This is a genomic window from Collimonas sp., from assembly GCF_035566555.1.
GTDB lineage: Bacteria > Pseudomonadota > Gammaproteobacteria > Burkholderiales > Burkholderiaceae_D > Collimonas.
This window is the reverse complement of the sequence record NZ_DATMRB010000155.1, coordinates 1-23,272: the sequence shown is the minus strand read 5'-3', so window position 1 is coordinate 23,272 and position 23,272 is coordinate 1. Positions and strand designations below refer to the sequence as shown.

General features: G+C 58.4%; 22 protein-coding genes and 1 pseudogene. 13 read left to right on the top strand and 10 right to left on the bottom strand.

What is annotated here, in order from left to right; all coding sequences use genetic code 11:
* From VNZ65_RS19185 to VNZ65_RS19175, 3 genes are all read left to right on the top strand, one after another.
* On the top strand, positions 1 to 1,842 hold a 1,842-nt coding region (locus VNZ65_RS19185), incomplete at its 5' end, for an RHS repeat-associated core domain-containing protein (RefSeq protein ID WP_325671840.1).
* 14 nt (positions 1,843 to 1,856) lie between these two features.
* Complete coding sequence (locus VNZ65_RS19180) at positions 1,857 to 2,318, top strand: hypothetical protein (protein ID WP_325671838.1); 462 nt, start codon at positions 1,857 to 1,859, stop codon at positions 2,316 to 2,318.
* Positions 2,308 to 2,730 (top strand): hypothetical protein, encoded by a 423-nt coding sequence (locus tag VNZ65_RS19175; RefSeq protein WP_325671836.1) that lies wholly within the window; start codon positions 2,308 to 2,310, stop codon positions 2,728 to 2,730. The genes VNZ65_RS19180 and VNZ65_RS19175 overlap by 11 nt, the downstream gene beginning before the upstream one ends.
* A 115-nt stretch (positions 2,731 to 2,845) precedes the next feature.
* Here VNZ65_RS19175 and VNZ65_RS19170 read toward each other — a convergent pair whose 3' ends face one another.
* The 9 genes from VNZ65_RS19170 to VNZ65_RS19130 all read right to left on the bottom strand — a co-directional run bounded on the left by VNZ65_RS19170 (position 2,846) and on the right by VNZ65_RS19130 (position 12,573).
* Positions 2,846 to 3,211, bottom strand: a complete 366-nt coding sequence (locus tag VNZ65_RS19170; RefSeq protein WP_325671834.1) for a hypothetical protein — start codon at positions 3,209 to 3,211, stop codon at positions 2,846 to 2,848.
* A gap of 14 nt (positions 3,212 to 3,225) precedes the next feature.
* Positions 3,226 to 5,925 carry a type VI secretion system ATPase TssH gene (gene tssH, locus VNZ65_RS19165; RefSeq protein WP_325671832.1) on the bottom strand — a complete coding sequence of 900 codons (2,700 nt, stop codon included), beginning with the start codon at positions 5,923 to 5,925 and terminating at the stop codon, positions 3,226 to 3,228.
* 24 nt (positions 5,926 to 5,949) lie between these two features.
* Positions 5,950 to 7,032 carry a type VI secretion system baseplate subunit TssG gene (gene tssG / locus VNZ65_RS19160; RefSeq protein ID WP_325671831.1) on the bottom strand — a complete coding sequence of 361 codons (1,083 nt, stop codon included), beginning with the start codon at positions 7,030 to 7,032 and terminating at the stop codon, positions 5,950 to 5,952.
* Complete coding sequence (gene tssF / locus VNZ65_RS19155) at positions 6,996 to 8,840, bottom strand: type VI secretion system baseplate subunit TssF (protein ID WP_325671830.1); 1,845 nt, start codon at positions 8,838 to 8,840, stop codon at positions 6,996 to 6,998. Before tssF ends, tssG begins: the two co-directional genes overlap by 37 nt.
* A 1-nt stretch (position 8,841) precedes the next feature.
* A complete protein-coding gene (gene tssE, locus VNZ65_RS19150) occupies positions 8,842 to 9,333 on the bottom strand; it encodes a type VI secretion system baseplate subunit TssE (RefSeq protein WP_325671846.1) in 492 nt (163 codons plus the stop codon).
* Positions 9,334 to 9,400: 67 nt separating this feature from the next.
* Entirely contained in the window at positions 9,401 to 9,892 is a 492-nt protein-coding gene (locus VNZ65_RS19145) for an Hcp family type VI secretion system effector (RefSeq protein ID WP_061942487.1), read from the bottom strand.
* Positions 9,893 to 9,916: 24 nt separating this feature from the next.
* Complete coding sequence (gene tssC / locus VNZ65_RS19140; RefSeq protein WP_325671828.1) at positions 9,917 to 11,404, bottom strand: type VI secretion system contractile sheath large subunit; 1,488 nt, start codon at positions 11,402 to 11,404, stop codon at positions 9,917 to 9,919.
* 1 nt (position 11,405) lies between these two features.
* Positions 11,406 to 11,915: a type VI secretion system contractile sheath small subunit gene (tssB, locus tag VNZ65_RS19135; protein ID WP_325663351.1), complete on the bottom strand. Its 510-nt coding sequence runs from the start codon at positions 11,913 to 11,915 to the stop codon at positions 11,406 to 11,408.
* 70 nt (positions 11,916 to 11,985) lie between these two features.
* Positions 11,986 to 12,573 (bottom strand): tetratricopeptide repeat protein, encoded by a 588-nt coding sequence (locus tag VNZ65_RS19130; RefSeq protein ID WP_325671826.1) that lies wholly within the window; start codon positions 12,571 to 12,573, stop codon positions 11,986 to 11,988.
* A 270-nt stretch (positions 12,574 to 12,843) separates the two neighbouring features.
* On the opposite strand from VNZ65_RS19130, the gene tssJ reads away from it, so the two are divergent.
* From tssJ to VNZ65_RS19080, 10 genes and pseudogenes are all read left to right on the top strand, one after another.
* Complete coding sequence (gene tssJ / locus VNZ65_RS19125) at positions 12,844 to 13,443, top strand: type VI secretion system lipoprotein TssJ (RefSeq protein WP_325671824.1); 600 nt, start codon at positions 12,844 to 12,846, stop codon at positions 13,441 to 13,443.
* Between the two features lie 78 nt (positions 13,444 to 13,521).
* Complete coding sequence (tssK, locus tag VNZ65_RS19120; protein WP_325671822.1) at positions 13,522 to 14,868, top strand: type VI secretion system baseplate subunit TssK; 1,347 nt, start codon at positions 13,522 to 13,524, stop codon at positions 14,866 to 14,868.
* Positions 14,865 to 15,650: a type IVB secretion system protein IcmH/DotU gene (gene icmH / locus VNZ65_RS19115; protein ID WP_414649181.1), complete on the top strand. Its 786-nt coding sequence runs from the start codon at positions 14,865 to 14,867 to the stop codon at positions 15,648 to 15,650. The genes tssK and icmH overlap by 4 nt, the downstream gene beginning before the upstream one ends.
* Before the next feature lie 117 nt (positions 15,651 to 15,767).
* Complete coding sequence (locus tag VNZ65_RS19110; protein WP_325671820.1) at positions 15,768 to 16,976, top strand: patatin-like phospholipase family protein; 1,209 nt, start codon at positions 15,768 to 15,770, stop codon at positions 16,974 to 16,976.
* Between the two features lie 120 nt (positions 16,977 to 17,096).
* Positions 17,097 to 17,519, top strand: coding sequence for a ribonuclease (locus tag VNZ65_RS19105; RefSeq protein WP_325671818.1), 423 nt, complete (start codon positions 17,097 to 17,099; stop codon positions 17,517 to 17,519).
* A 51-nt stretch (positions 17,520 to 17,570) separates the two neighbouring features.
* Positions 17,571 to 17,978: pseudogene (locus VNZ65_RS19100) on the top strand (barstar family protein); the annotation flags it as partial.
* A 48-nt stretch (positions 17,979 to 18,026) separates the two neighbouring features.
* The gene (gene purN / locus VNZ65_RS19095; RefSeq protein WP_325671814.1) at positions 18,027 to 18,650 is read left to right on the top strand and encodes a phosphoribosylglycinamide formyltransferase; all 624 of its coding nucleotides are present in this window, start codon (positions 18,027 to 18,029) and stop codon (positions 18,648 to 18,650) included.
* Positions 18,651 to 18,751: 101 nt separating this feature from the next.
* Complete coding sequence (locus tag VNZ65_RS19090) at positions 18,752 to 20,005, top strand: RsmB/NOP family class I SAM-dependent RNA methyltransferase (protein ID WP_325671812.1); 1,254 nt, start codon at positions 18,752 to 18,754, stop codon at positions 20,003 to 20,005.
* Between the two features lie 122 nt (positions 20,006 to 20,127).
* A complete protein-coding gene (locus VNZ65_RS19085; protein ID WP_325671810.1) occupies positions 20,128 to 21,498 on the top strand; it encodes a mechanosensitive ion channel family protein in 1,371 nt (456 codons plus the stop codon).
* A 130-nt stretch (positions 21,499 to 21,628) separates the two neighbouring features.
* Complete coding sequence (locus tag VNZ65_RS19080; RefSeq protein ID WP_414649179.1) at positions 21,629 to 22,822, top strand: DesA family fatty acid desaturase; 1,194 nt, start codon at positions 21,629 to 21,631, stop codon at positions 22,820 to 22,822.
* 206 nt (positions 22,823 to 23,028) lie between these two features.
* Here VNZ65_RS19080 and rpmG read toward each other — a convergent pair whose 3' ends face one another.
* Complete coding sequence (gene rpmG / locus VNZ65_RS19075) at positions 23,029 to 23,196, bottom strand: 50S ribosomal protein L33 (RefSeq protein ID WP_009667251.1); 168 nt, start codon at positions 23,194 to 23,196, stop codon at positions 23,029 to 23,031.
* Between the last annotated feature and the right edge of the window lie 76 nt (positions 23,197 to 23,272).

Below are 23,272 nucleotides of genomic sequence, written 5' to 3'. Positions count from 1 at the left end.
CTGATCGAACGCGATGCGCTCGGACAGATCGTTAAAGAACAACTCAACCGCAGCGTGCAGCGCCAACTGCGTTATGACGCTGCCGGCAATCTGACTGCCCAGGCCGTGCTGCGCGACCAGATACCGATGTTTGCCACCAGCTACGAGTACGACCGTAACGGTAACCAGACCCGGCGCAGCGACAGCGAACACGGTAGCGACCTGTACGACTACGACCCGTTGGGCAATATTCTGCGCCACACCGATCCCGCTGGACGGGTGACGGATTTCCTCAATGATCCGGCAGGCGACCGCTTGCGCACCCGAATCAGCCAAGTGGAGATGAAACGGGCGGCTGGCGGCGCTAGCCAGGCTGAAATTCTGTGGAGCCGGGAGGGCGATTATGAGGGCATGCAGTATACCTTCGATCGCGCCGGCAACCTGATACGGCGTACAAGCAGCTCGGCGGCATCGGCCAGCGACGTCATGTTGCAATTGCGCTGGGACGCCAACCAGCGTCTGGTCGAAAGCAGCAAAGCCGGACAGGTGACTCGCTACGCTTACGATCCACTCGGGCGGCGCGTATTTAAGCGCAATGCGAGCCACACTACCTGGTTCTTTTGGGATGGCGACGCCTTGCTGGCTGAAGTGCAGCAGGCAAACGAAACGCAGAGCGCCGATATCTGGCTGGCTGGCAATGTGGCAGATCTGATGGCAGCACGCAAGCGGATAGGTGCGCTAATGGCTTTGCATTCCCAGGCGAGAGAATATATCTATTATCCGGATACGTTTGTGCCGCTGGCGCTGATTGACCGACGAGCCAAGGCAGCCAGGCAGCCGCTTCGCGCTGCGGTAAAAAAGACCGAGACCGGTATTGCCGAGCCGGCGACAGGCAGCATGGTTGTGGGCCACTTGGGTGCTTTGGGTAGCGCCAGGCTGGGCCAACTAGGTCAAGCGGCGTCGTTGACTCAGGAGGGCGGTGGTCCAGGCAGTCCTTCAAATGTACAATCGCCGGATCAGGCTGGCCTAGGTCGCGGGATCCGCCTCGGCGACAGTACCGGCGCGGCTTCACTGGTACTCCAGCATGCGGTCGATGCAGCTGGCGCGGCGTCAAATATTCCGTCAGAGATTGCCGCAGATGGCGTGGAACCGGATGTTGACGAAGCCGGTAGCGGCGTCTTTCACTATCATAACGATTGCAACGGCTGCCCGGCCAGATTGACCGATAAGAACGGCAAAATTGTCTGGTCTGCAAGCTACGCAACATGGGGTGCGCTGAAACGGCGGTATGGGCACACCGTCGATAATCCGATCCGGTTTCAGGGCCAGTATTATGATGTCGAGACCGGGTTGCATTACAACCGAAATCGGTATTACGATCCTCATATCGGGCAGTTTATAGGGCAGGATCCGATAGGGCTGTCTGGAGGAAACAATCTATATCAATATGCGCCTAATCCCCTTTCCTGGATTGATCCGTTGGGCTGGAGCTGCCGCAAGACGTATATGGGTAAGACACCAGGCAAAAAAAGCAGAACCGGCCGCGAGGTCATTGCCCGCATGAAAAACGAGGGGAAAATCCGGGGCGTTGGCAGAAATATGCAATTCAAACACGGTAACAGATGGTATCCAATTAATCAGGCCGACATGGGCCACAAGATCGATGCGGTGACTTATTGGAATCAAATAGGTGGCTTTCATGGGCCCAAATCGCGCGAAGTGCGCGGGTTCATGTTGAATGCCGATAACTATGAATTACAGCCGCGGTCGATTAACCGCAGCAATGGCGCCAGCCTTGGTCAGAGGTATAGTCCCCCCCAAACCTTTATCGGGCCGGCGACGGCCCCGCAATACTCGCCATAAAGAAGGAAAATCCAATGAAAAAAGACTTGATGGAACTGAACGAAAATTTGGCTGCTCGCCTGGATACTCTGGTGGAGAAGGGCAATGAATTAAGTGAAGACGGGGATAATACCCGCGCAATCCCGATCTACATGGAAGCATGGGGACTGTTGCCGGAGCCTAAGATTGAATGGGAATTGTATAGTTCATGGATTGCCGGATCCTTATTCAATAGCTATTTCGATTCAGCGAATTTTGACGAGGCCAAGCAATGGGCGCTGAAAACCTATGATGCACGCCATAAAGATGAGGTGACTACTGAAGGCATGAATGAAGTCGGCAAAGCTTGTTACGAATTGGATCAGCTGGAAGAAGCCTATTCCTGGTTCAAGCAATCCTTCGATATCGACGGCCGGCGCGCTTTTAGCGAAGAAGACCCAAAGTACCTGAAGTTTTACCTGGACCGGACCGCCGAAAGGAAAAAGAGTGGAGCTTGACGATGACCTTTATGAGCAGGTCGCTAGATTGTCGGAGGAAGGTAACGACTTCATGGACGCAACCCAGTATCCAAAAGCCGTTGCCGTTTTCCAGCAGGCCTTGGATTTGCTACCGCTTCCCCGCATTGACTGGGATGCCTACACTTGGCTGAATGCCGCGCTGGGTGACGCATATTTTTTATCAAAATCCTTTGCTGAGGCGAAAGCCTATTTTCTTGATGCGCTCAACGGCCCTGAAGGCTTGAATCCGTTTGTTTTCATGCGCTTAGGCCAGTGTCAGCTGGAACTCGGTGAATTGGCTTCTTCCAGTGACTCGTTGGCGCGCGCCTACATGCTGGCAGGGGAGGATGTTTTTAAAGAAGAAGACCTAAAATACCTGGCAAGCCTCAAGCAGTCCGGCTTTAAGCTGTAATAATGAGGCCTGAGCCCGAACCTGTTGCAGGCCCGGGCGATAGTTGGCAAATCGTGTAGCCGACCCTTGCGATTTATTCAGAGCAGGCCGTATAAATCCAGGGGGCCACCACTTATCAGGTAATCTGGATAATATGCAACCCCGGCTGCTCCTTGCACCGCAAGTGATAACTCGTGTTCCCCACCTTCAGCGTAATGTGCAGATTATTATCCACCCCACGCTGATCTCCAGTCCCACCCTCATGCGCTGTCGCTGAAGGCAGCCAAGGCCGCCCCTGCATCAGCTGCAGCAGCCGGCGCGCCGGCGCGCGCGCAGCGGCGGAAGCTGTATCCAGCAAGTCAACGATATCCGCCGGCGTCAGCTTGACGTAGTTGCGCACGTCGGTGGCCTTGTCCTGATACTGGTGCTTGCGACTGTATTTCTCGTCGAAGCGCTTCGAATAGCACTGCTTCAGAATTTGCTGTTTGACTGCTGCATCCATGATTTCTCCTGGTTCTATTTAATCGCGTACTTGAATTGCCCCTGCTTGTTGGCAGTGACCTTGATCTTGGCGATGCTGCCGCCTTCGGCCATCCTGGCCAGCACGGTTTCGGCAATTTCCGGCAACAGCGTGCCGTTGAGGATATTGTCGACGTTGCGGGCGCCGGAATCGACTTCGGTGCAACGGGCCAGCACGGCTTCGACCAGCGGCTCGTCGTAGCTGAATTCGGCCTTGTGGTTGATGGCGATGCGTTTCTGGATGCGTCCCAGCTTGAGGTTGATGATTTCCACCAGCACGTCGTCCGAGATCGGGTAGTAGGGGATCACTTTCAGGCGGCCGAGGAAGGCCGGCTTGAAGGCTTTCACCAGCTGCGGCCGGATCGCTTGTTCGAGGTCGTCGGTGCTCGGAAGTTCCGCCGCGGCCTTGTTCAGGCAGCTTTGCATGATCAGGCTGGAGGCGACATTGCTGGTCAGGATGATGATGGTGTTCTTGAAGTCGATCTCGCGACCTTCGGCGTCGTCCAGTACGCCCTTGTCGAAGACCTGGAAGAACAGTTCGAGTACGTCCGGATGGGCTTTTTCCACTTCGTCCAGCAGCACCACGCTGTATGGATTGCGCCTTACCGCTTCGGTCAGGACGCCGCCTTCGCCGTAGCCGACATAGCCTGGCGGCGAGCCTTTCAGGCCGGAGACGCTATGCGCTTCCTGGTATTCGCTCATGTTGATGGTGACCAGCTTGCGTTCGCCGCCGTACAGTACGTCGGCCAGCGCCAGCGCGGTTTCAGTCTTGCCGACGCCGGACGGGCCGACGAACAGGAACACGCCCTTGGGTTTGTTCGGATCGTCGAGGTTGGCGCGCGAGGTGCGAACCCGCTGCGCCACGGCTTCGATGGCATGCGGCTGGCCCAGCACGCGTTCGTGCAGCAGCGAACCGAGGTTGATCACGGTCTTGATCTCATCCTTGACCATCTTGCCGAGCGGGATGCCAGTCCAGCTGGCGACGATTTCCGCTACCACCAGGCCGTCGACCTGCACCGGCACCATCGGCGTTTCGCCTTGCAGCGTTTTCAATTCCTCGATCAGCTTCGCCAGTTCCTGGCTTTCCTTGCTGTCCTTGGCTGCTTTCTTGGAAGGCTTGGTGCCTTCTTCCGCCGAGGTTTGCTCGGCAACGGGAATCGCTTCCAGTTCGGTACGGGCGGCCTTGATGCGGTCGGTCAGGGCTTTTTCCTTTTCCCAGCGTTCGCGGTGGACCGCGAGTTCCGCATTCAAGGTGTTTTGCAGTTCGCGCAATTCCTTCAGGCGCTCGGCATGCTTGCCGCCGGCGTTGGATTCGCGTTCCAGCGAATTCAGTTCGGCCACCAGGCGGTCCAGCTTCTTGACGATGTTCTCGATCAGGGCCGGCGTTGCATTCTGTCCCAGCGCGACCTTGGCGCAGGCGGTGTCGAGCACGCTGATGGCTTTGTCGGGCAGCTGGCGGCCGCTGATGTAGCGGTGCGACAGGCGCACTGCTTCCGTGATCGCTTCATCGAAGACACGCACGCCAAAGTGCTTTTCCATCAGCGGCGCCATGCCGCGCAGCATGGCGCAAGCCAGCTCTTCGCTCGGTTCTTCGACCTTGACGACCTGGAAACGGCGCGCCAGGGCAGCGTCTTTTTCGAAATATTTCTTGTACTCGCTCCAGGTGGTGGCGGCGATGGTGCGCAGTTCGCCGCGCGCCAGTGCCGGCTTGAGCAGGTTGGCGGCGTCGTTCTGGCCAGCCTGGCCGCCGGCGCCGATCATGGTGTGGGCTTCGTCGATGAACAGGATGATGGCGTGCGAGCTTTTCTTGACTTCGTCGATCACGCTTTTCAGGCGGTTTTCAAACTCGCCCTTGACGCTGGCGCCGGCTTGCAGCAGGCCCATGTCGAGCGTGTGCACCTCGACGCCTTGCAGCACGTCGGGCACGTCTTTCTGTGCGATGCGCAGCGCCAGGCCTTCCACCACGGCGGTCTTGCCGACGCCGGCCTCGCCGGTCAGGATGGGATTGTTCTGGCGGCGCCGCATCAGGATGTCGATGGTCTGGCGGATTTCGGTATCGCGCCCGATTACAGGGTCGACCTTGCCTTCGCGCGCGCGCTGCGTCAGGTTGGTGGTGAATTTGTCGAGCGAGGGGGTTTTCGAGGCTTCGCCGGTCAGGTCCTGCACCGGGTCGCCGCCTTCATCTTCCGCTGCGGCAGCGCCGCCGCCATTGACAGCCGCACTTTCCTGCGAGCCTTCGGTCAGTTTTTCGAGATCATGCTTGAGATCGTCCAGCTTGAACTTGATGAACAGCTTGGAGCCGCGATACGCCAGCTGCACCAGGTCCGGCTCGGTCAGCAGCGCCAGCAGCAGGTGGCCGCTGCGGATGCGGCCTGACTGGTTGTCCAGCGAAGCGATCAGCCAGGCATGCTCAAACAGCTTGGGCAGGTGCGGGGAAAAAACCGGAGTGCGCGCATTGCCGTTCTTGAAGCGCTCGATCTCGCCTTGCAGGTCGCTTTCCAGCGCGGCGATGCTGATGCCGCATTTGCGCGCAATCACTGCAAAATCGCTCTTCGGCTGTTCCAGCAGGGCCAGGAACAGGTGTTCGATATCCACTTCATACTGGCCGCGGCCGACGCAGATGTTGGCCGCACGTTCCGCCGCCAGGCGCGAGGTGTCGTTCAGTTTGCTGATTAAGGTTTTGAGATTAATGCTCATTGAAGCCTTCCCATCCATGCATGGTCAAAGTGAGTGAATTTCGTAACAAACATCGGTGCGGTCGTGCTGTTCCGGCCGGCTGGTGACAAAGGTGTCCCAGCCCAGCTGGCCGCCTTCGCGGTCGGAGTTCAAGGTCACGCTGCGCACCTCGTCCGCGCGCAGGATCAGCTGTACTTCATACTCCAGGAAAACGCTGGTAAACATCGCCAGTATTTTTTGCAGGCCGAGGGCAGCGGAGCCGCCCGGCAAAAAACTCTCGAAATTCTTGCGGCGCAGCGGGCCTATCTTCAGGCGCATGCGCAAATCGCGTTGCCAGACCCGTTCGCCGACCATGGCCACGCTGCCCAGTGTGGCGTTGGTGGCGCCCAGCACGGTTTGCTGGTCGACCGGCACGTCGTACCAGTGGCCGACAAACTGCTCGATGGCGATCGGCACCGCAAAATATTCGCACAACACTCGCTGCATGTACGCGGCCGACGGCGGCCGGTGCCGGATGGCGGCGGCAAAATGGCCGATCGATTCGTCCAGCAAGCCTTCACCGTCTTCCGACATGCGGTCGCGCAAGGTGCGGTGGCCGAGGCCGGCGAGCGCCATCAGCAACGGCAGGAAGCTGTCCTTGCCGTCGATCTGGTACTTGAACTCCAGCCGGTACTTGCGCCAGGCCTTGAAGAACAGCGCCACGCCGCGATTCGAAAAGACATCCAGGAAGGCGCGCGGGCCATGATCCTTTTCATACAGCTGGTGCGCGGCAATCCGTTCCGAATAATGGCTGGGAAGCGTGCCGTTGCTGCCTAAAAATCCGATAAACGCCGGCGTCAGCGCGATGTTGTCGAGGCGGTTGCTCTGCAAGGCTTCCAGCAGTTCTTCCACGGTTTGCTGGGTCAGCTTGGGCGTGACCTGCAGCGCTTCAATCTCGCTGGGCGGGAAATTCAGCGACACCGTGTTCTGGAAGCGCAGGAAATCGCTGACGGCCTCTTCATGCGGGACGCCATTCTGTTTCAGCCACAGCTCTAGCATCATCACAGCCTGGAAAAACTGGAAACGATGCGGCTTGTCGAGCAGGCGCTGGATTACACTAGGTTCGAATCTCCGCTGCGCGGTAAGCATCGCAGTATCTCCTCACCTGTTCGTTTTGAAGCTATCACCAATTGCGTAAAGCTGTTGGCATGCACATACAGGCCGAGGAAGCGGTCCAGGATGTTGGCAAACACGTGGATGCCGCTCCCGACAAAGCCTTCTTCGTCCAGCGTCACCCTGATCTCGATGCCGCGCACCAGCGACGCGAACGGATTGCCCGGCAGCCAGGCCGTGGCGGCCTTGTGGTCGATGCCGACCACGCTGCCGATCTGGCGCTGCGAGATGGCCGAGCGCGGCAGGTCGTACAGGCTGAGGGTTTCCTGCAGCGCTTCCAGGCCGCCCTTGGCCAGCGACAGATGGTTCAGCGCCAGATGCGAAATCAGGCGCCAGTGGGCGCCGCGGCCGCGCTCGAAACGGCAAGGCTCGGAAGGCTTGCGCAGGAAACTGATTTCGTTGACCAGCGAGCCGCCTTCCAGGAACAGGTCGCCGCCCTCCAGGCCGTAGGACAGCGAAGAGGGCAGGTTACGGTTGCAGCAGGTCAGCTCGATGCTCAGGGTGTCGGTTTCGATGGCAGCCGGATCGAAGTCGATGTCGACGATGGAAATCTCGGTTTCGTAGCCGGGGCTGCGCGCCGCCACCATTTCGTCGCGCCGCATGGCCCAGTAGTGGCCGGCCTTGTCCGCGCTTTCGCCATGCCGCAGCGAATAGAAGGGACGGAATTCGGTGATCGATTCGCCTTCCGGGGTTTGCCGCACCAGCTGCACCGAATCGATGGAATGCACTTCATAGGCATAGGCGCGGCGCGAATCGCCCACTACCGGATAGTAAGCGCTGGTGTGGGTCAGCCGGATCGGGTCGCCGCGCTGCTTGAACAGATTGATGACCGGGGTGCAGCCCAGCAGCAGGTTGTTGGTCGACATGGTGCCCAGCATGCGGGCGGTGTTGGAGTCGGCGCGCAGGCCGGACAGCACCAGGTGCAGGGTGAAGTTCTTGCAGCCTGGCGGCAGCAGCTTGGTGATGTCGCCGACATTCACGTCAAAGAAATTGAATTTCTCCGGGTAAGAGAAGTATTCGGTCAGCAGCCGGTAGGCCGGATGCGAGCGCGCCGGGAAATCGATCAGCGATTCGTCTTCGTCAAAGCCGACCGGCGTCACCGGAATCTTGCTGACGGCATGCCATCTTCCGCTCTTGCCGACCTCTACGTAGGCGCGCACGGTGCGCATGAAGAGCGTATCGCGCAGGGCCGCGCAAAACGACGGTTCGCCGTCGATGAAGACACGCAGGCTGGTGACGCCGAGTTCGTCAAAGCCGGCTTGCTCGGCCACGCTGTCGAAAGTGATGCCGATGCGCGAGCTGGCTGCCGGCGGCAGCAGGACCGCGTCCGGCGGTTCGATGATGGGATCGAAGATCGCGTGCGACAGCTGCACCGGCGCTACCGTGACGTCATAACTGGTCTTGAACTTGCAGGCGACGCCCTTGACCTGGCGCGTGGTCAGTTCGGTGCCGCGCGGCACCGGCATGGCCATGGTCAGCTGCGCAGCGGCGGCGGCATAGTCCATGCGGGCGATCGAGCAGGATGGGAAAGGGCGCAGATAGTGCGGGTAAAGCACCTCGAACAGGGCTTCGGTGAATTCGGGGTAGTCGTCGTCCAGCCGCTTCGAGGTACGGGCATTGATCAGCGCAAAGGACTGGATCATGCGCTCGATGTGCGGATCTTCCGAGACCTCGCCGGACATCAGCAGGCGTCCGGCAATCTTCGGGTAGCGCTCGGAAAACTCGCGCGAATAGCGTCTCAGGAAACCGAGCTCGCGCTCATAATAGGGGAGTAATTCGTCCACATTAACCGTCCATGCGCACGGCGCGGCGTGCTTTGCTGATTGAGTATTGCAAGGTCGATGGCTGCAGCACGGCGTCGAAGCTCACGGCTTCCTTGGCCGGCCCTACCACCAGCATGGCCGCAATCGCGAAGTTCAGGCGGTTGATGGAGCCTTCGCGCAGTTCGAGCGAAGCGCGCACATTCCTCAGGCGCGGCTCGTGGCGCGCAATGCCTTGTTCCAGGCATTCGCAGATATACGCGCGGTCATCCACGCTGGCCAGGCTCATGCCGGAAAAATCGTTCAAGCCGTAGGTCAGTATCGACTTGCTGCATTCGGGGAAATTCTTCAGTATTTCTTCGGGAATCACGGTGCGCGTATTCAGCATGGCTTCCAGGTCGCGGGCAACCGCGTCTTTCAGGGAATCCATGGACAGCCGCACTACCAGATCGGATTGCGCAGGCGTGCTGTCGCCGCCCATCAGTCTGTCAAACAATCCTGGCGTGAAACCTTTCATCGCATACCATTCAAGAGAAAAAAAGAGCCGCAGCATGCCGCGGCTCTCATTGCTGACGCAAAAAAAATTACACGACTTTATTGACAGACAGATCCCAGCCGCCGGAAGTATTGCCGCCCGAGCCGCCGCCGATTTTTTGCTGTGTATACTTCCATTTCACCTTGGAGTATTTCAGGCTGACGCTTTCGCTCAGCACGTCGCCTTCCTGGACCGAAGGCGTGACGTCGGAGATCAGCACGTTCGACAGTTCGATTTCGAAATACTTGATGCGGTCGCCCTTGCCGTCGGCGCGCAGGAATTCGAACTTGGCGCTGTCGATCGTCTTGCCCGAGGAGCAGTTTTGCAACAGCAACGGTGTGGCCAGATCGGCGATCTTGGTGAGCACGATATCCTTGTGCTCGCAACGCTCGGCCGTGTGGCCGCCGCCGGTCGATGCGGTAGCCGATTTTGGCTGCAATACTTCCCACTGTACCGATTTGCATTCGATCCAGTCTTTATGCGCGCTGTCGGTCGATTCGCCCTTGATGCCGCTAATTTGCAGATATACGTCAATTGCCATGGTAATTCCCCTTATTCAATTAAGTTAAGACTTGGTTGACGCCGGTAATTCTGCGACCAAGCGGAGTGATACTGAAAGTTCGTCAAGCTGGAAGTGCGGACGCAGGAAAGAAACTGCGCGGTAGACGCCCGGACGTCCCGGTACTTCAGATACCTGCACTGAGGCTTCGCGCAAAGGAAACTGCGCCTTTTGCTCCTGGCTGGCATTGTCATCAAGCAGCACATACTGGGTCAGCCAACGGTTGAGGAAATCTTCCACGTTGCCTGCCGAAGCAAAGCTGCCGATCTTGTCGCGCATCATCGATTTCATGTAATGCGCAATACGCGATACCGCGAATATGTACTGCAGCTGGGCTGACAGCACCGAGTTCGCATTGGCTGAATCGGTATTGTATTTCTTGGCTTTCTGCGCCGACTGTGCGCCAAAGAAGGCGGCGTAGTCGGTGTTCTTGCAATGCACCAGCGAGATGAAGCCGAGGTCGCTCAGTTCCTTTTCGCGGCGGTCGGTAATGGCGATCTCGGTAGGGCACTTGAGCGCGACTTCGCCTTCGTCGGTCTTGAAGGTATGGGTCGGCAAGTCTTCCACCAGGCCGCCGCCTTCGACGCCGCGGATCGCCGCGCACCAGCCGAAATCTTCAAACGCCTTGGTCAGCTTGGTGCCGAAAGCATAAGCTGCGTTGCACCACAGGTATTTGGAGTGATCGGTGCCGTCGACGTCTTCCACGAAATTGAAGCCATCGACCGTCTGGCCGTCTTTTGGATTGAACGGCAGGCGGCCCAGGAAGCGCGGCAGGGTCAGGCCGACATAACGGGAATCTTCCGACTCGCGGAAAGACTTCCATTTTGCATATTCGACAGTCTCGAACACCTTGGCCAGGTCGCGCGGCTTGCCGAGTTCGCTGTAGGTTTCCAGGCCGAACAGTTCCGGCGATGCGGCGCTGATGAAGGGGGCGTGCGCGGAGGCGGCGATGTGCGACATCTGCTCGACGAAATACATGTCTTCCGGTTGCCGGGTGATTTCAAAGTCGCCCAGCAGGGCGCCGAACGGCGAACCGCCGAAAGTGCCGAATTCTTCTTCGTAGACTTTCTTGAAGATAGCGCTCTGGTCGAAATCCAGGGCAGCCTGGAAGTCTTTGACCAGCTCGCGCTTGGTGGCGTTCAAGACCTTGATCTTGATGTTCTGGCCGGTGGTCGAGTTGAACACCAGGTAGTGCAAGCCGGTCCAGCTGCTTTCCAGTTTCTGGAATTCAGGGGCATGGATCACGGCGCTGACCTGGGCTGAAATCAGCCGGTCCAGTTCCGCCACGCGGGCGTCGATGGTTGCGGACAAATTGGCCGATACCACCACGGTGCCTTGCATGACCTGGTTCACCAGCTCCGAAATGATATCTTTGGCGCGGTCGTGCTCGGCGCCGGACTTGGCGACTTTGCTCTGTTCTACGATCTGGTCGAGCAAACCGGATTCTTCTGCGGCCGCCCCTGCGGCTGGCGCAGAATTATGCTGAAAGGACATCTCAGTCTCCTTGCTTCTTGGTTTGCTTGCTCAACGCTGCCAGCTTCTCGGTACTGTTCAGCACATCGTTGAGGATATCTTCCAGCTTGTCGTTGCCGGCCAGCTTGTTGCGCAGATCCGCCAGCTTGGTGCGGGCTTCCAGCAACTGCTTGAGCGGTTCGATCTGCTGCACCACGGCTTCCGGACGGAAATCGTCGATCGACTTGAATTTCAGCTCGACGCCGAATTCGCCGCCGGCGTCGCTCAGATGATTCGGCACGCGGAAAGTGGCTTTCGGCTCGATGCCCTTCATGACTTCATCGAAGTTGTCGTTGTCGATGTTGACGAACTTGCGGTCTTTCAGCTTGGCCTGGGCCACATCCGATTTGCCGCTGAAGTCGCCAACCACGCCCATCACGAAAGGCAATTCCTTTTGCTCGATGGCGTCGCCGATTTCAACGTCGTAAGTCATTTGCACCCGTGGTGGACGGACCTTCTGCAAACGTTTTTGAGTACTCTCTTTTTTGGCCATAAAACCCCCGCTGATGCTTACCGAATAATCAAGCCCCGCTCCCGCTGCGCAGGATCGGGATTCATTTGAGTTACTGCAACGATCCGAATGGATTGGCGCCGTCGCCGCTAGGTTCAGGCGTAGAGCCTGGTTTCGCCGCCACGGCACCCTTCTTGGGGACGGCAGGACGCGCTACGACCTTGGGACGGGCCGGCACCAGCACGGTTTCGCCCAGGCTTTCGCGCAGGATCTTCGCCAGGCCTTGCGCTTCGGTACGTACATTGCCGTTCAAATCGTTTTGCGTGCGCAGGTCGTTCAAGGCCTTGGTCGACAATCTCAGGCCGCCGACGGCGACGATGCTGTTGGCGACCTTGTCCTTCGGATCGCGGTTCAAGCCTTCCAGCGCATAGGAAATGGCGTCGCCATAATTTTCCGCATCGAAGCGGATTTGCGCCAGGCGTATCCATGGGCCCTTGTCCGCCGGAAATGCGCTGGTCGCGTCTTTCAGCAATTTGACGGCTTTGTCGGTCTGTCCGGCTTTCTGGGCGGCATCTGCTTCGGCCACGATGGCGTCCAGTTTAGCGGCCGGGTCTACTGCCGGCGGCGGGGTGGTTGCGCAGGCGCTGACCAGACATGCCAATGCCATGCCGTAGATAAATTTACTCTTCCATTGACTCATCTTAAACTCGCTTTCTATATGGCAACTTTTAAATAGCCCAAATCTTAACAAAACCTGGCGGATGCAGATATCATATTGCCAATCTACATCAAAATTTGTTAACTTTGGTTACACCATTGCAACAAGTTTAGTCCAGACCCATACTATATGTCTAGGCAGCAACTTGCGTGGCGTTGTTGTTTGTACAAAAATGGTAACAAAATATTAATCCAGACAGTATTATCTATCCAGCATTTTTGCAACCCAAATTAAAGACGATCATTAATGTTAATGCGACCACTTTATCTCTTGGCCTCGCTGGCCGCCGTACTAAGCCTGGCCGGCTGCGCCGCCGGCGCCGTCTCGGCGGTCGGCTCGATTGCCAGTTCGGTATTGCAGATGTCCGGCATCACCAAGCCTGAGGTCCCCGACGCCCAAAAGCCCCCCAGAACCATCGCCATAAAGCTGCACGCCGGGACTAACCTGAATGCCGACAGCGGCGGCGCGCCGCTTGCGCTGGTAGCCAGAGTATATAAGTTAAGACAAAATGGTGCATTCCAACAGGCAACTTACGATACATTTACTAACCCGCAGAAAGAAAAGGATGTGCTAGGGGCGGATCTGATCGAAGTCAAGGAAATCACGCTGGTGCCTGGGCAGCGCTATGAAGTCAGCGAAAAAGTCACACGGGAAGCCGGTTTCATCGGCGTCGTCGCCTTGTTCCGCAAGCCGGCGGCGCAGCGCTGGAAGCTGACGTTTCCGGCGGAACAGGCCGAGAAATCCGGTATAACCTTGGGTGTGCATGCATGCGCGTTGACAGTCGGCACCGGCATTACGGTAGCGGAAGACGTTGGCGCCAGCAAGTTTTTAACTCCGGCCCCGTGCGGTTAATGCAGTGTTTTGTACACTAGCGCTTTGCCGGCAACTGCACGATGATGGTTTGAACAAATTTACATGTGAGTCAAATACGTGAATCGAACATCGAAAATCTTATGGGGCGAGGGCTTGTTCCTGCGTCCTCAGCATTTCCAGCAGCAGGACCGGTATCACGAGAATCGCCTGCATGAAACCACCAACGCCTTGCATCCCTATGCCTGGGGCGTGCTGTCGGTGCAGCTGGATCGCGACGCGCTGGCCAACAACACCCTGCGGCTGTCCGAGCTGTCGCTGATTTTCCAGGATGGCGAAATCTATAAGGCGCCTGAAGCCGATGACCTGCCGGAAGTGGTCGACCTGGCCAACATTCCGCACGCCCAGCAGACCATTACGTATTACGCGGCGCTGCCTTACATGAAAGGCTTCGGCGGCAATTTCTCGCCGCTCGGCCAGACCAGCAACGCCACCCGCTATGCGCAGAACAACGCCGCCACGGCCGACCTCTTCACGCAAGCGGCGGAAGCAGAACTGACCTACCTGAAGAAATCGGTGCGGCTGGTGTCGGAGATGGAGCCGCGCGATTCCCTCATCAGTTTTCCGCTGATCAAGCTGCGCCGCATCTCCACCGGCGGCTTCGAGCCGGATCCGACTTTTGTGGCGCCAAGCCTGACCATCCGCAGCGCGCCTGCCCTCTACATACAGCTGCGGCGCCTGATGGATGCGCTGCAGGCCAAGGTCAACGCTCTGTACGGTCATCATCGCGAACCGAGCAAGAACGTGATCGAATTCCGCTCCGGCGATATTTCTTCATTCTGGCTGCTGCATACGGCCAGTTCGGCGTTTGCCTCGCTGACGCACTATTTCCATAATCCGGCGTTTCATCCGGAGCGCCTGTACGAGCAGCTGCTGAGCCTGGCCGGCGCGCTGATGACGTTTTCCAAGAGCTACGCGCTATCCGATCTGCCGGTCTACCAGCACCAGGATCCGGGGCCTTGTTTCGCCAAGCTGGACACCATCATCCGCGAACTGCTCGATACCGTGATTTCGTCGCGTTATTTCTCCATCGCGCTGTCGGAAAACAAGCCATCGCATCATCACGGCATGCTCGATTCCGGCAAGATCGACGACAAGACGGCGTTCTACCTGGCGGTCAACGCCAGCATGCCGGCCATCGAACTGGTCGACATCGTGCCGCTGCGCTTCAAGATAGGCGCGCCGGACGACGTCGACAAATTCGTGCTGTCGGCGATGCCCGGCGTCAAGCTGTCGCATTCGCCGCAAGTCCCGGCGGCGCTGCCGGTGCGGCCGGACACCTATTACTTTGCGCTGGAAAACAAGGGTGCCCTGTACGACCGCATGTTGCAGGCGCAATCGATTTCGATCTATGTACCATCCGGCATCAACGACCTTAAACTTGAGCTCTTAGCGGTTACATCATGAACAGAACTTCAGCCCCCTCCCTGCTTGGCGACATGGCTTCCGGCCAAGGCCAATATGCAGCGCCAGACAGCAGCAGCTCAGCCAATTCGCTGCTGGATTTGATGTACGACGGTTTCTACGCCTTGTTCCTGCTGAAGAACCGTTGCTCGCCGCTCGACGAAGCCGGCTTCACGGCGAAAATGCAGCGTTTCCTGAGCGACTTCGAGCGCGGCGCCAAGAAGCTGGATGTCTCGCCGGAAGACGTGCATGCGGCGAAATATGCGTTTTGCGCGGCGGTCGATGAAAATATCCTGCATTCGCAATTCAACATCCGCGAATCGTGGGCGCGGCGGCCGCTGCAGCTGATCCTGTTCGGCGACCAGCTGGCCGGCGAACATTTCTTCACGCGCCTGGAAGACCTGCGCGCCAAGGGCGCATTGCACCTGCAGGCGCTGGAAGTTTTCCATATGTGTCTGCTGCTCGGTTTCCAGGGCAAGTACATCATCGAAGGCCCGGAAAAACTGAACTACCTGACCGCGCGCCTGGGCGACGAAATCGCCCGCATGAAAGGCAAGAGCGCCGGCTTCGCACCGCACTGGGAGCGGCCGGATCAGATCAGCCACAAGCTGCGCAACGAAGTGCCGTTGTGGGCGCTGTGTTCGGTGTTTGCGCTGATCGGCCTGGGCGGCTATTTCGGCCTGAACACCATGCTGTCGCGCGCCACCGCCTCCAGCATCGCCGGCTACAGCGATATCGTCAAACTGGCGCCGCGGGCGGCGAACCTGACCATTACCCTGCCTTGACGCTTGCCCGGCTTGCGCGGGCCCGGAAGGTTCGGTTTTCCGGTTCGCGCGCCAGGCATGCGATTGACCTTAATTGGGTAGAGCAGTAATGCATTTCTGCTGGTAATCTTCTGTCTCATGGAGACAAAACAAAAAACCGGCCTCATCCTCACCGGCGGCGGCGCCCGCGCCGCTTACCAGATCGGCGTGATGGACGCGGTAGCGTCGATCTTGCGCGAGCAGGGCTGGGCGCCGCAGCAGAATCCTTTCAACATCATCTGCGGCACCTCGGCCGGCGCGATCAATGCGACGGCGCTGGCTTGCCGGGTCGACAACTTCGGCCTCGGCGTGCAAAAGCTGAAGGATGTCTGGGAGCACTTCACGGTGGAGCAGGTGTACCGCGCCGATTCGCTCGGCGTGCTGCGCTCCGGCGCGCGCTGGTTGTCGCTGCTGTCGTTCGGCTGGCTGCTGCGCAAGTGGCATGCGCATCCGCCTAATTCCCTGCTCGACAACACGCCGCTGATCACCTTGCTGCACCGCTTGCTCGACCTCGACCGGCTCGACAAGGCGCTGGCCGACGGCAGCCTGGATGCCTTGGCGATCACGGCATCCTCATACAGCGGCGGCCAGCATATTACGTTTTACCAGAGCGCCATCGAGATCCAGGGCTGGACCCGCAGCCAGCGCCGCGCCGTGCGGGACCAGATCGGTGTCGGCCATCTGCTGGCGTCATCGGCGATTCCCTTCATTTTCCCGGCGATCCCGATCTTTTGCGAAGGCCGCCGCCAGTTTTTCGGCGATGGCTCGATGCGGCAGCTGGCGCCGATTTCGCCGGCGATCCATCTGGGCGCCAGCAAGGTGATGGTGGTCGGCGCCGGCCGCCGCCAGGAAGCGCCGACCGATTCTCCCACCTTTGCCCGCTATCCGAGCCTGGCGCAGATCGCCAGCCATGCGCTGTCCAGCATTTTCCTGGACGGGCTGGCGGTGGATATCGAAAGGCTGGAACGCATCAATCACACACTTTCCTTCCTGACCGAGGAGCAGCGCGAGCGTACGCCGTTGAAGCCGGTGGAAATGCTGATCATTTCGCCCTCGGAACAAATCGACGACATCGCTACCAAGCATTTCGGCAGCCTGCCGGTGCCGATCCGCACCTTGCTTGGCGGTCTTGGCGCCAAAGACGTGCAGGGCGGGGGGCTGGCCTCGTATCTACTGTTCGAGTCCGGCTATACGCGCGAGCTGATCCGCATGGGCCAGAAAGATACCCTGGCGCGGCGCGAGGAGGTGGCGGCATTTTTCGGGCCGGCCGACAGCGCTGTCGCAGCCGCTGGGGAGCGCGCTGCTTAAGAAGAGTTGTTCGATATTGTCAAATATTGCAACACTTGATCGCGCCGCAAGTATACGGGTTGATTCGTTTTCAGCAACACGTTACCCTACGGTATCGCATATACAAAAAATATGAAATTTATGAAAAGCCACGCAACCCAGCGCCATTTCCCTGGTCTAAATGCCGGCTTCGCTGCTGCAATGTTGCGCAACGGCATATTGTTGCTGCTCGGTTTGCTGCTGTCTTTTCAGGTTTTTGCCCGTGAATCCTTGCCGCAGGACATGGTGGCGCTGGACCAGTTGCCGCCGGAAGCGCAGGCCGCATTGGTGCTGATCAAGCAGGGCGGACCGTTTCCTTATGCCAAGGATGGCGCCGTATTTGGCAATTACGAGGGCGCATTGCCCAGGCAGCGGCGCGGTTATTACCATGAATATACGGTCAAGACGCCGCGCGCCCGCAATCGTGGCGCGCGCCGGATCATTGCGGGAGGCAATCCGCAATCCTCCGGGGAATATTATTACACTGACAATCATTATCAAACCTTCAGACGCATCCAGGAGTGACTGAGACGAGTGAACCAATTACCACAACAGCAACCCATCATTGCTCTAGCTGAGGGAAAAATGAGCTTGTTTAAAACCGTGCCGCCAAATGTAGTGCAGTCTATCCGCGCCTTCCGTGTGACCGACCTGCAGGCGGAAGCTCAGCGCCTGGGGCAGCATTTCCTGTATGCGTACTGCGCGGAAGCGACCACTAAACAGCAAGTCCTGGCTAAAATCGCCAACGCCTTCCATTTCCCCAAGCATTTCGGCAAGAATTTCGACGCCCTGGCCGATTGCCTGACCGACCTGGCGCACAAGGCCGGTCCGCAGCCCGGCTTTATTGTTGTCATCGAACAACTGCCGAATACGCAGAAATTCGATAAGGAAGCGCGCGAAACCCTGCTCGATGTCTTCCGCGACAGCGCCGATTTCTGGGCTGACAAGAAAGTTGCCTTCCGCGTCTTTTATTCATTCCAATAACACTATTTGCCGCCGGTTTTACTCAAAAACCGCGTTGCAACGGGTACAATGCGCGCCATGAGAAGCATTGTTATCCTGATTTCCGGGCGTGGCAGCAATATGCAAGCCATCGTCCGCGCCGCTCAAGCCGAACAATGGCCTGCCCGCATCGCTGCCGTGATCAGCAACCGGGCAGATGCCGAAGGTTTGAAATTTGCTGCCGCCCAAGGAATTCCAACGGCGGTGGTAGCGAATAAAGACTATCCTGATCGTGAACAGTTCGACGCCGCCTTACGCGTCGCTATTGACGGCTTTGCGCCGGATCTGGTGGTGCTGGCCGGTTTCATGCGTATCCTGACGGCGCCCCTGGTGGAACATTATGCCGGCCGCATGCTGAACGTCCATCCTTCGCTGCTGCCGAGCTTTACCGGCATGGCGACGCACCGGCAAGCGCTGGCGGCTGGCGTCAAAGTGCATGGCGCGACCGTACATTTCGTCACGCCGACGCTGGACCATGGTCCGATCGTGGCGCAGGTTGCCGTGCCGGTGCTGGAAGGGGATACCGAACAGTCGCTGGAACAGCGCGTGCTGGCCGAAGAACATCAGCTCTATCCGCGCGCGGTGCGCTGGTTCGTCGAAGAACGCCTGGCGATCGAAGACGGCCGGGTACGTGTCGGCGCCCAGCCTGCCTAGTTCCGGCCTGGCCAGGTTCCTGGCTGCGCCATTGATTTAATTACGCATCACCATCGTTTGCCGTACCGGCACGATAAACAGATTTTAAAGAAAGAATCATTATGAGATTGCCTCCCGCGATCATCGGTCACACCGAAGAAGTCCTGCGCGAAATTTTACGTTTTACCGGCCCGGCCGACGGCACCTTGTCGCACTATTTCCGCGAGCACCCGAAGCTGGGTTCGCGCGAGCGCGGCGTGGTAGCTGAAGCGGTGTATGGCTTGCTGCGCAATAAATCGATCTATACCAGCTTTGCGGAATCGGGCAATGGCCCGACCATGCGCCGCATGACCCTGCTGGGCCTGGCCGATGCGGTCGGCGTCGATTCGCTGGGCGGTTTGTCGGAGGAAGAAACCGAATGGCTGACGCGGGTCGGCGAAATCGACCGCACGCTGATGCCGGCGCTGATGCGTTCCAACCTGCCGCAGTGGCTGTTCGACAAGCTGGTGGCGCGCGATGGCGAAGCCGCCACGCTGGAGCTGGCGTTTGCGATGAATCAGCCGGCGCCGCTGGACCTGCGCGTCAATACGATCAAGTCGAACCGGGAAGACGTCAGCGCCGCGCTGGCGGAAGCGCCTATCCTGTGCGAGCCGACGCCTTATGCGCCGCTGGGCCTGCGCGTGATCAAGAAGCCGGCTCTGCAGAATCTGCCGCTGTTCAAGAGCGGTGCGATTGAAGTGCAGGACGAAGGCAGTCAGCTGCTGGCGCAGATCGTCGGCGCCAAGCGCGGCGAAATGGTGGTCGATTTCTGCGCCGGCGCCGGCGGCAAGACGCTGGCCCTGGGCGCCACCATGCGCAATACCGGCCGCCTGTACGCTTTCGACATTTCCGAGAAGCGTTTGGCGAAACTGAAGCCGCGCATGGCGCGTAGCGGTCTGTCCAACATCCATCCGGTCCTGATCGCGCATGAGAACGACGGCAAGGTCAAGCGCCTGGCTGGCAAGATCGACCGCGTGCTGGTCGATGCACCGTGCAGCGGCCTCGGCACCTTGCGCCGTAATCCGGACGTCAAATGGCGCCAGACGCCGGAAGCGATTGTCGAGATGAACGCCAAGCAGATCGCGATCCTGTCGAGCGCGGCGCGGCTGGTGAAATCCGGCGGCCGCCTGGTGTACGGCACCTGCAGCCTGCTGGATGAAGAAAACGAAGCGATCGCCGCGCAATTCCTGGCCAGCCACGAGGATTTCTCGCTGCTGCCCATGAAGGATGTGCTGGCCGAACAAAAGATAGCCCTGGAAATGGATGACTACCTGAAGTTATTGCCGCACCGGCACCAGACTGACGGTTTCTTTGCCGCGGTGTTCGTGCGCAAGTAAGTGTGCAAGTCAGTGTGCAACGCCGGGCCTGCAGCAGTGCCCGGCACCACCTTTCCCAGCTCGCCGCAGAGCGCAGCATAATAGAACGCCGAGACGCCAAGCCCCAACGTCGTATCTAACACATGCCAGATATTTTCACGGACTTGCTCAACGATTTGCTGACCAACCTGGCCGCGCCCGGACTGGCGCTGCAAGTCGGTTTGCTGCTGCTTTGCATTGGTGTGGGCTGGGTGCTGGCGCGCTTGCTGCGCCGTACTTTCACTCTCAGCGCCGTGCAGCCGCCGGCGATGCAGATCGGCCTCGGCAGCTTCGTCAAGGTGCTGACGCCGATCCTGACTTTCCTGCTGCTGTTGCTGGTCAAGCTGGCTTTGCAGAAGTGGCACCAGCCGGTGAATATCCTGCGCCTGATGGTGCCGCTGGTGGCGTCGCTGGTGCTGATGCGCTTCGTGTTTTACGTCTTGCGCCGGATTTTTGCACGCAATAGCGGCGTCGGCACCTTCCTGCTGCTGTTTGAAAAGAGTTTTGGCGCACTGGTCTGGATCGGCCTGCTGCTGTATATCACCGGCTGGTGGCCGGACCTGTTCGATTACCTCGACAGCACGGTGCTGCCGATCGGCCGCTACAAGGTCACGCTGCTGGCCATCATGCAGGCGCTGGTGTCGGTGCTGGTGACGCTGGTGATCGCACTGTGGGCCGGCGCTACCATTGAAGAGCGCCTGATGCGGGTCAACACCATGCATTCCTCGATCCGCACCGTGGTGGCGCGCATGGCGCGCGCTTTCCTGATCCTGGTCGCGGTATTGCTCAGCCTGTCGCTGGTGGGTATCGACCTGACTGTGCTGTCGGTGTTCGGCGGCGCGCTGGGTGTGGCGCTGGGCCTTGGTTTACAGAAAATCGCCAGCAGTTATGTCTCAGGGTTCGTGATCCTGCTGGAGCGCAGCCTGGCGATCGGCGACATGGTCGGCGTCAGCACCTACTACGGCAAGGTGGTGCAGATCAACAGCCGCTACACGGTGCTGCAGGGGCTGGACGGCGTCGATACGGTGATCCCGAACGAGATCTTCATGATCAATTCGGTGCAGAACTACTCGCTGACCAACCGCCTCCTGCGGCTGGCGACGCACGTGACGGTCGTCTACCAGGATGATGTCGAAAGCATATTGACCATGCTGGAACAGGCTTCGCTGGAGGTGGAGCGCGTCTCGCGCACAGAGTTGCCGCAAGCTTTGCTGATGAAGATCGGTCCGGACGGGCTAGAGCTAGAGCTCGGATTTTGGATTACCGATCCGGAGAACGGACGCTTGAATGTGTTGTCAGATGTTAACCGCGCCATTTGGCGCACGCTGCAGGCGCATCAGATCAAAGTTGCGCATGTGAAACGTGAGATCAAGGTCTTCGAGGATGAGTTGCGTAAAAGTAATTTTCACTCAGATACACAACAGGATTTGCAATTAGATCGCCAGGTTGAGGCGCCGAAACCTAAAAACAGCTGATATTCAGGGTACAATTGCAGTCGAATTTCGGGTAAATGGTCGGTAACTACCCGTCAACTTACCCGCAACACACTGCAAATCAGACTTTAAAACAAGCAGTGGCGTAATCATTACACATGGAGTACACATAGTGTTCAATGCAATTCTCGATTTCTTATCGAATGGCGTAACAGGTGCTAGCGCCTGGCAGGTGGTCGTGTTCACGCTGGTCGTGACGCACATTACGATCGCTGCCGTGACTATCTACCTGCATCGTTGCCAGGCACACCGTGCCCTGGATCTGCACGCGATCCCGAGTCATTTTTTCCGTTTCTGGCTGTGGCTGACGACCGGCATGGTGACCAAGGAGTGGGCATCCATCCATCGCAAGCACCACGCCAAGTGCGATACCGAAGAAGATCCGCACAGCCCGGTCACCCGCGGCATCAAGAAAGTGTTCTGGGAAGGCGCCGAGCTGTACCGTGCTGAATCGAAGAACCTGGAAACCATGGAAAAATTCGGCCATGGCACGCCGGACGACTGGATCGAAAGAAACCTGTACACCAAGCACAGCGCCTACGGCATTGTCGCCATGCTGTTCATCGACCTGATGCTGTTCGGCGTCGTCGGCCTGAGCGTATGGGCAGTGCAGATGGTATGGATCCCGATCACCGCTGCCGGCATCATCAACGGCATCGGCCACTACTGGGGCTACCGCAACTACGATTGCAATGACGCAGCCACCAACATCATTCCGTTCGGCATCATCATCGGCGGCGAAGAACTGCACAACAACCATCATACTTTCGGCACCTCGGCCAAGCTGTCGTCGAAGTGGTACGAATTCGACATCGGCTGGATGTATATCCGCATCCTGGAAATCTGCGGCCTGGCCAAGGTCAAGAAGATTGCGCCGGCGCCGAAGTTCAACCACGCCAAGCTGGTGCCTGACCTGGATACCCTGCAATCGGTGATCGCCAACCGTTACGACGTCATGGCAAAGTATGCCAAGTCGCTGAAGAACGCCTGGCACGAAGAGCGCGGCCAGCTGACCGACAAGGCCAAGCAGGGCGCGGTTTTCCTGAAATCCTCGAAGAAATTGCTGCAACGCGAGCCGACCAAGCTGGAGGCGCCGCAAAAGCAGCAGCTGACGGAGCTGTTCCTGCATAGCAAGGCACTGCAAACCATGCATGAAATGCGGGTTGAGCTGGGCGCCATCTGGGAACGTTCGCATTTCACGCGCGATCAACTGCTGCATCAATTGCAGGACTGGTGCGCACGTGCCGAAGCTTCCGGCATCAAGTCGCTGCAGGATTTCTCACTGCGCCTGCGCAGCTACTCTTGAGCTGAGATACAAGACAGTTCGCCGCTGCCATTGCGGCGGCGGTCTTCGTAAAGAAAACGGCCCATGCCATCGGGCCGTTTTTTTTCGCCTGGAATTCCTGTGGCGCCGATGTTCTTCAAGGCTGCACAGGGCAGGGCAAGTTTGCCGCGGACGTAAAAAAGCCCCGCAGGAACATGCCTTGCGGGGCTTTTCGGAGCTCGGATCAATTACTTGATCTTGGTCTCTTTGTATTCAACATGCTTACGAACCTTCGGGTCGAACTTCATGATCGACATTTTTTCCGGGGTTGTACGCTTGTTCTTGGTAGTGGTGTAGAAATGACCTGTACCTGCGGTCGATTCCAGCTTGATTTTGTCGCGGCCTGATTTCGCCATGATTCTTCCTTTATTCTGCTAGTTAGACTTTTTCGCCACGAGCGCGCAAATCGGTCAACACGGCATCGATGCCGAT

What these genes read in the sequence shown, in the direction of transcription:
- icmH (WP_414649181.1), top strand. Translation starts at nt 14,865, where the DNA reads ATGAACAGAACTTCAGCCCCCTCCCTGCTTGGCGACATGGCTTCCGGC.
- VNZ65_RS19130 (WP_325671826.1), bottom strand. Translation starts at nt 12,573, where the DNA reads ATGAGTCAATGGAAGAGTAAATTTATCTACGGCATGGCATTGGCATGT.
- tssH (WP_325671832.1), bottom strand. Translation starts at nt 5,925, where the DNA reads ATGAGCATTAATCTCAAAACCTTAATCAGCAAACTGAACGACACCTCG.
- VNZ65_RS19170 (WP_325671834.1), bottom strand. Translation starts at nt 3,211, where the DNA reads ATGGATGCAGCAGTCAAACAGCAAATTCTGAAGCAGTGCTATTCGAAG.
- tssE (WP_325671846.1), bottom strand. Translation starts at nt 9,333, where the DNA reads ATGAAAGGTTTCACGCCAGGATTGTTTGACAGACTGATGGGCGGCGAC.
- tssB (WP_325663351.1), bottom strand. Translation starts at nt 11,915, where the DNA reads ATGGCCAAAAAAGAGAGTACTCAAAAACGTTTGCAGAAGGTCCGTCCA.
- tssG (WP_325671831.1), bottom strand. Translation starts at nt 7,032, where the DNA reads ATGCTTACCGCGCAGCGGAGATTCGAACCTAGTGTAATCCAGCGCCTG.
- tssJ (WP_325671824.1), top strand. Translation starts at nt 12,844, where the DNA reads ATGCGACCACTTTATCTCTTGGCCTCGCTGGCCGCCGTACTAAGCCTG.
- VNZ65_RS19110 (WP_325671820.1), top strand. Translation starts at nt 15,768, where the DNA reads ATGGAGACAAAACAAAAAACCGGCCTCATCCTCACCGGCGGCGGCGCC.
- tssC (WP_325671828.1), bottom strand. Translation starts at nt 11,404, where the DNA reads ATGTCCTTTCAGCATAATTCTGCGCCAGCCGCAGGGGCGGCCGCAGAA.
- purN (WP_325671814.1), top strand. Translation starts at nt 18,027, where the DNA reads ATGCGCGCCATGAGAAGCATTGTTATCCTGATTTCCGGGCGTGGCAGC.
- rpmG (WP_009667251.1), bottom strand. Translation starts at nt 23,196, where the DNA reads ATGGCGAAATCAGGCCGCGACAAAATCAAGCTGGAATCGACCGCAGGT.
- VNZ65_RS19090 (WP_325671812.1), top strand. Translation starts at nt 18,752, where the DNA reads ATGAGATTGCCTCCCGCGATCATCGGTCACACCGAAGAAGTCCTGCGC.
- VNZ65_RS19145 (WP_061942487.1), bottom strand. Translation starts at nt 9,892, where the DNA reads ATGGCAATTGACGTATATCTGCAAATTAGCGGCATCAAGGGCGAATCG.
- VNZ65_RS19085 (WP_325671810.1), top strand. Translation starts at nt 20,128, where the DNA reads ATGCCAGATATTTTCACGGACTTGCTCAACGATTTGCTGACCAACCTG.
- VNZ65_RS19105 (WP_325671818.1), top strand. Translation starts at nt 17,097, where the DNA reads ATGAAAAGCCACGCAACCCAGCGCCATTTCCCTGGTCTAAATGCCGGC.
- VNZ65_RS19180 (WP_325671838.1), top strand. Translation starts at nt 1,857, where the DNA reads ATGAAAAAAGACTTGATGGAACTGAACGAAAATTTGGCTGCTCGCCTG.